The 6,270-nt window shown below is 66.8% G+C and carries 8 protein-coding genes; 6 read left to right on the top strand and 2 right to left on the bottom strand.

Annotated elements, in window-relative coordinates:
• Positions 1-97 precede the first annotated feature (97 nt).
• Entirely contained in the window at positions 98-340 is a 243-nt protein-coding gene (locus tag ACPYOD_RS14125) for a hypothetical protein (RefSeq protein ID WP_481302360.1), read from the bottom strand.
• 185 nt (positions 341-525) lie between these two features.
• Here ACPYOD_RS14125 and ACPYOD_RS14130 point away from each other — a divergent pair, with 185 nt between their 5' ends.
• From ACPYOD_RS14130 to ACPYOD_RS14145, 4 genes are read left to right on the top strand one after another with little or no spacing between them, the layout of a single operon-like run.
• Positions 526-687, top strand: a complete 162-nt coding sequence (locus ACPYOD_RS14130; RefSeq protein ID WP_481302361.1) for a hypothetical protein — start codon at positions 526-528, stop codon at positions 685-687.
• 40 nt (positions 688-727) lie between these two features.
• Positions 728-1,636: a YihY/virulence factor BrkB family protein gene (locus ACPYOD_RS14135; RefSeq protein ID WP_481302362.1), complete on the top strand. Its 909-nt coding sequence runs from the start codon at positions 728-730 to the stop codon at positions 1,634-1,636.
• A gap of 48 nt (positions 1,637-1,684) precedes the next feature.
• Positions 1,685-2,971: an Nramp family divalent metal transporter gene (locus ACPYOD_RS14140; RefSeq protein ID WP_481302363.1), complete on the top strand. Its 1,287-nt coding sequence runs from the start codon at positions 1,685-1,687 to the stop codon at positions 2,969-2,971.
• Between the two features lie 55 nt (positions 2,972-3,026).
• Positions 3,027-3,431, top strand: a complete 405-nt coding sequence (locus ACPYOD_RS14145; RefSeq protein WP_481302364.1) for a DUF6165 family protein — start codon at positions 3,027-3,029, stop codon at positions 3,429-3,431.
• 165 nt (positions 3,432-3,596) lie between these two features.
• On the opposite strand, the gene ACPYOD_RS14150 is transcribed toward ACPYOD_RS14145, so the two are convergent.
• On the bottom strand, positions 3,597-4,676 hold the full coding sequence (locus ACPYOD_RS14150) for a glycosyltransferase family 9 protein (protein ID WP_481302365.1): 1,080 nt from the start codon (positions 4,674-4,676) through the stop codon (positions 3,597-3,599).
• A gap of 44 nt (positions 4,677-4,720) precedes the next feature.
• Here ACPYOD_RS14150 and ACPYOD_RS14155 point away from each other — a divergent pair, with 44 nt between their 5' ends.
• Together ACPYOD_RS14155 and ACPYOD_RS14160 are read left to right on the top strand one after the other, a co-directional pair.
• Entirely contained in the window at positions 4,721-5,449 is a 729-nt protein-coding gene (locus tag ACPYOD_RS14155; protein WP_481302366.1) for a 3-deoxy-D-manno-octulosonic acid kinase, read from the top strand.
• Positions 5,446-6,204, top strand: a complete 759-nt coding sequence (locus tag ACPYOD_RS14160; RefSeq protein WP_481302367.1) for an MBL fold metallo-hydrolase — start codon at positions 5,446-5,448, stop codon at positions 6,202-6,204. Before ACPYOD_RS14155 ends, ACPYOD_RS14160 begins: the two co-directional genes overlap by 4 nt.
• Positions 6,205-6,270 lie beyond the last annotated feature (66 nt).

The raw sequence follows: 6,270 nt of genomic DNA on the forward strand, positions 1-6,270 counted from the left end.
CCTTCTAGACGCGTTGGAAGCGTTCAGGCGGGTAGCGGCGGGAGTCCTACGCCGCGTGCAACCCGCGTGCAGGTGGCGTATGCGAACGCATGCAGTCTCAAGCTTCCAGCGGATCGTCGCCGTGCAGTTCGTCCATCCAGCCCCGGCGGCGGTTGAGCGCCCATTCGACCTGCGCGGCGAACGCCGCATCGATGACGGCGCCCTGGTCCATGGCGGCCAGTTGTTGCCCCGACACGTTACCGAGATGTTGGGCTTGTTCGTCGTATCCGGAGAACCCTTCGCGCTGGAGTTGGGTCAGGACGGCGCGGAGGTTGACGTGGCGGGCGTGTTGGATGGGCATGGCCGGGTCCCTACCTTGGGTGGTCCTCATAGTCGGCAGCGTTGGAACAAACTTGAGGTCTTTCTCTCCGTCGTTATGTGAGCGCCGTCATGACGCGGACACGACGGTATGGCGAATCGGCCACGTGGACGCTGGGAGGGCGTCGGCCGCTGCCGGTGCACGTTTCCTGCACACAGGAGTCACTAATGAACGAGAAATCGCGCGAGCATCGCCCGCAGTCCGGCGACCGGAACAACAACTATGTCGCGGAGGGCGACCAGCCTGTCCACAAGGAGCGGGACGAGAAGATCGAGAAGGGCGAGGAAAAGATGGAGAAGCTGCGCAAGCGCGACGAGGGCATCCGCTAAAGCGGCGGAACATATCGGAACGATCGGACGGATGGGAACGATGAACGTGTTTGGCGGCATCAAGCGGACGATCGTGTCGGCCGTCGAGGGCTTCAGCGACGACGAACTCATGACACGCGCCGCTGCGTTGTCGTTCTACGCCGCGCTCTCGTTCGCACCCTTGTTGCTCCTCTTGGTCTGGCTCGTGTCCATGCTGCATCCGGCGTGGCAGGGCGAGCTTTCGGAAGCTCTGGCGGGCGTGGTGGGTGAGAAGGCGGCCCAGGCGCTGAACGTCGTGATCGAGAGCGCGAAGTCGCACCCGAAACTCGGCGACCTGGCGGGCATCATCGGCATCGTGGTGACCTTTTTCGGTGCGTCGGCGGTGTTCGCCCAGTTGCAGGCCACCCTTGATCGGGTCTGGCGCGTGAAGGCGAAGCCGGGTGAAGCCGTCGGTGCATGGTTGCGTGCGCGGGCACGCGCCTTCGCCCTGCTGGGCGGCATCGCCTTCATGATGATCATCTCCTTCATCGTGAGCGCGTTGATCCAGGCACTGGTCCGGGGCGACGGCATGGTGTGGAAGGTCGCCGAGTACGCCATCTCGGTACTGGTCTTCGGCACGGCCTTCGGTGCGATGTACAAGGTGTTGCCCGACGCGGTCATCTCGTGGAGCGAGGCGCTCATCGGCGCGGTGCTCACCACCGTGCTGTTCCTCGCGGGCAAATACGCCATCGGCCTCTACATCCAGTACGCCAACGTCGGGGGCGCCTATGGACCGGCAGGGGCCTTCATCGTGTTGCTTACCTGGACGTACTACTCGTCGATCATCGTGCTGATGGGCGCGGAGCTGACCCGCGGCGTGGCCGATGCGCGAGGCAAGCCCATCCAACCCAGCGAGCACGCGGTGCGGATCGAAGCGGCACCCGCCGAGGTCCCCGACGACACGCGGGCTGAGCCCGCACGGCGCCTGTAGTATGTTGGCTGCAGGTGGCGCCGTTCCTGCCGCCACGGGAACTTGAGCATGCTCCAGAAAGTGGCACCGGAGCGGCACGAAGAACCGGCCATGCGCGAGGTGCTCGACGGGCGCCGGCAGGGCCTCTCCGCGCTGTTGCCGTTCGCGGGTCCGGCCATCGTCGTTTCGGTGGCCTATATCGACCCCGGCAATTTCGCGACGAACATCCAGGCGGGTGCGCGCTACGGATACGGCTTGCTCTGGGTGGTTGTCCTGGCCAACCTCGTGGCCATGCTCTTCCAGAGCCTTTCCGCGCGGCTGGGCATCGTTACCGGCCGCAATCTCGCGGAACTGTGCCGCGAGCGCCTGCCCAAGCCGCTGGTGTACCTGATGTGGGTGGTGAGCGAACTGGCCGCCATGGCCACCGACCTTGCCGAATTCCTCGGCGGGGCCATCGGCCTGGCGCTGCTGTTCCACCTGCCGCTGCTCGTGGGCATGGGCATCACGGCGGTGGTCACCTATGGGCTGCTCCTGCTCGAAGGCAAAGGATACCGGCGGCTTGAACTGGCGATCGGCGCCATGGTGGGCGTGGTGGGCCTTTCCTACCTGGCGGAGCTCTTCATCGCGCCCGTCGGCTGGCAGTCCCTCGGACAGCAGATCTTCGTGCCCAACCTGCCGGACAGCGCGGCCATCGCCATCGCGGTCGGCATCATCGGCGCGACGGTCATGCCGCATGCGCTGTTCCTCCACTCGGGCCTGACCGAGCGCCGCGCGCGACCGAAGACGACGGACGAGCGCCGCCGCATCATCCGGTTGTCCAACCTCGAAGTGGTGCTGGCGCTCTCGGTGGCGGGCCTGATCAACCTCGCCATGGTGGTCATGGCCGCGGGCGCGTTCCACGGCAGCCATCCGGACGTGGCCAAGATCGAAACGGCGTACCAGACCCTGGTTCCGCTGCTCGGAGGGGCGGCGGCCACGATCTTCCTCGTGTCGCTGGTCGCCTCGGGCTTCTCCAGTTCGGTGGTGGGCACGATGGCCGGACAGATGATCATGCAGGGATTCGTGGCGTTCCGCATTCCGCTCTGGCTGCGCAGGGCCGTCACGATGCTGCCCAGTTTCGCGGTCGTCATCGCGGGCGTGGACGCCACGCATGCGCTGGTGATGAGCCAGGTGGCCCTCAGTATCGCGCTGCCGTTCCCGATGATCGCGCTTGTCTGGTTCACCAGCCGCAGCGACCTCATGGGGCCGTTCCGCAACCGCGTGCCGGTCACCGTCGCCGCCGTCGTGGCGGCCCTGGTGGTGTTGGGTCTCAATGTGGTGCTCCTGCTGGACACCTTCGACGCCGTCTCGCTCTAGCATCCCTGGCGTCCAAAGCTGCTAACCTCCCGCGCCTGACCGACCGGAGATTGCCATGAGCCTCATCCAGACCCCCGTTTCCTACGGCGAACTGATCGACAAGATCACGATCCTGCGGATCAAGCTGCAGGAGATCAAGGACGAGGCCAAGCTGGCCAACGTGCGTAACGAACTCGAGCTGCTCGAGGCCACCTGGGGCAACGATGAGGCGTCCAAAGTGGACATCGCCGACGAAACGCGCCGCCTGCAGGAGGTGAACCAGCGCCTGTGGAATATCGAGGACGATATCCGCATGAAGGAGCGTGCGCAGGCGTTCGACGATGAGTTCATCAAGCTCGCCCGTTCCGTGTACATCGAGAACGACGAGCGCGCGGCGATCAAGCGTGAGATCAACGTGAAGCTGGGCTCGACGCTTGTCGAAGAGAAGTCCTATCAGGACTACCGCGCCCCGCAGGCCTGACTCCGCAGCCTTGACCATGTGGGAGCCGCTTCAGCGGCGAAGGGTGCTCGCGGCGAGGTTGCCCGCTGCCGCGGGATCGCCGCTGAAGCGGCTCCCACAGAAGCAGGCCCCACAGAAGCAGGCCCCACAGAAGCGGGCCCCAGAGAAGCAGGCCCCACAGTTTTTTTAGCCGTTCAAGCGCAGCTGCAAGTGCGCCGCGCACGCCTCGAAGCGGTCGATCATCTCGTCTACCTGCACGAGGTCCATCACGCCGGGCTTCTCGATCTTCGTGCCCCACGGGATCTCCGAGGCGGGCTTGCCCAGGAATTTCCGCGACGCCTCGTCGTATTTGTCGACACACCAGCGGCGGTCGGAGTAGGGCCCGGACCGGTGCGGGTTGCTCGCCGCGTGCAGGCCCAGCACCTTCACGCCTGCCGCATTGGCCATGTGCATCGGGCCGGAATCCGGCGTGAGGATCATCGAACTGCGGGCGAGCAGGGCCATGAACCGCTTCAGCGTGTCCTTGCCGGTGAGGTCGAGCGGTGCCTGCTGCACGGCCGCCAGGATGGCGTCGGCCAATCCGCGCTCCGCCGCCGAGGGGCCGCCCACGAGGGCCACGCGCATGCCGCGCGCCATGGCATGGTCGACCAACGCCGCGTAGCGTTCCACGCGCCAGTTGCGCACCGTATGGCTGGACATCGGGCTGACCAGCAGCGTGGGGGCGTCGCCCGGGAGTTGCTCGGCTGCCCATGCGTGGGCCTCGCCGGGCACGGGGATGTCCCAGCGCACTTCGGTCTGCTTCAGCCCCAGCGGCTCGATGAAGCTGGCCATGGCGTCCAGCACGTGGTCGCCGCTGCGCGCCGGAATTCGCTCGTTGACGAACAGTCCATGCAAGTCCTTCGAGCGCGCCCGGTCGTAGCCTATCCTTCGATCCGCCTTCACGGCGAGGCTGAGGAGGTTCGAGCGCAAGGCCACCTGCATGTGGAGGAGGGCATCGAACCGTCGCCCGGCAAGCGCCTCGCGCACCGCCTTCATTCCGGCGCGGCCCGCGCCCTTGTCGAACGTGACGAACTCGACGCCCGGAAGGTCGCCGACCAGGCGCCGTTCCAGCTTTCCGACGATCCAGGTGATCCGCGATTCCGGCACCTGCGACTGCAAGGTACGCACCAGCGGGACGACATGGGTGACGTCGCCGATGGCCGAGGTGCGCAGGATGCAGAGGCTGGAGTCTCCCGGCGGGAGTGGGCGGCTTGGTAGACTGGGCACGAAAGGGTTACCGGATGGGTGAGGCCGCGGAAGGCGGCCGGCAAATGACAGAGCAACGAGTGGAGCAGGGCGCGGGCGGTACGATTCTGTTCGACGCGGCCCGTGTACCTCAAGTCGACGCCGACTGGTTCTCGCCCCTTCGCTGGCGCGAGCGGGGGGCATTGCGCTCGCAGCCGGGCGGCCGGGGCGGCGTGGCGATCATCGACACGCCCGCGGGCGAAGCGGTGCTTCGGCATTATCGCCGGGGCGGCATGGTTGCGCGCATCTTCGGCGACCGCTATCTCTTCACGGGGGGCGACCGTACCCGCAGCGCGCGCGAGTTCCGCCTCCTGGCGGAACTGTCGCGGCAGGGACTGCCGGTGCCTGCACCGATTGCTTCGCGGTACGTGCGGCAGGGCCTCCGTTATTCAGCCGATCTCATCACGGCGTTCATTCCCGATGCCGCCACCCTGGCCGAGCGGCTCGCCGACGGTGCGTTCAACGCCGCGCTGGCGGGCAGGGTGGGTGCCACCATCGCCCGGTTCCACCGGGTGGGCGCGTGGCATGCCGATCTCAACGCCCACAACATCCTGGTGAACGGTGACGACACCTACCTCATCGACTTCGACCGCGGGCGCCTGCGCCGTCCGGCGGCAGGTTGGCGCCATGCCAACCTTGCCCGGCTGAAACGGTCGCTGGTGAAGCTTGGCGCGCGGGATGCCGCGGGGGACACCTTCGACGCCGAATGGTGGCCCGCACTGGTCGAACACTACGAACGGAACCTGCGCGCATGAGCTGGAACCTGCATTTCCTCGGCGCCGGCTCTTCGCAGGCCCTCGAACTCGGATCCTCGTCCGCCGTGCTCGAGCGCGACGGCAAGCCGGTGCTCCTGATCGATTGCGGACCGGAAACGTTGCACCGCTACATGGCGGCCTATGGCAGCCTGCCACCTGCGCTGTATGTCACCCATGCGCACATGGATCACGTGGCCGGCATGGAAGGCCTTTTCCTGCGCGCGTGGTTCGACGAAGCACGCCGTGGGCGCCTGAAGGTTTTCCTGCATGCCGCGCTGCTGCCGTGGCTGCAGGCGCGGGTGGCCGATTATCCCGGTGCGCTCGCCGAGGGCGGCGTGAACTACTGGGAGGCCTTCCATCTCATTCCGTGCTCGCGCGGCTTCTGGCACGAAGAGCAATGGTTCAACCTGTTTCCGACGCGGCACCACGTGCACGGTACGTCTTACGGCCTGGCGCTTCGCGGCAGCTTCGTCTTCACCGGCGATACGCGGCCCATTCCCGAAGTGCTGGCCGTCCATGGCGTGAACGGCGAGCTCATCGCGCACGATTGCGGGGTGGTCGGCAACCCGTCGCATACCGGTGTGGACGACCTCGAGCGCGAGTACGACGAGGAGTTCCGCCTGCGCATGGCGCTGTACCACTACGGCAGCGCCGCCGACGGCGACACGCTGGTGTCGCGCGGCTATCGCATCGCCCGCCCGGGCGAGCGCCTGGCGTTGCCCGAGCCGCACCCGCCGGGTCCTGCCGCAGGATGAGAAGCTTCGTGTGGGGGCCGCTTCAGCGGCGATGGGGGCTTGCGGCAGTCGGGCCCGCTGCCGCGG

The organism is Luteibacter sp. HAY1-4A, from assembly GCF_056755355.1.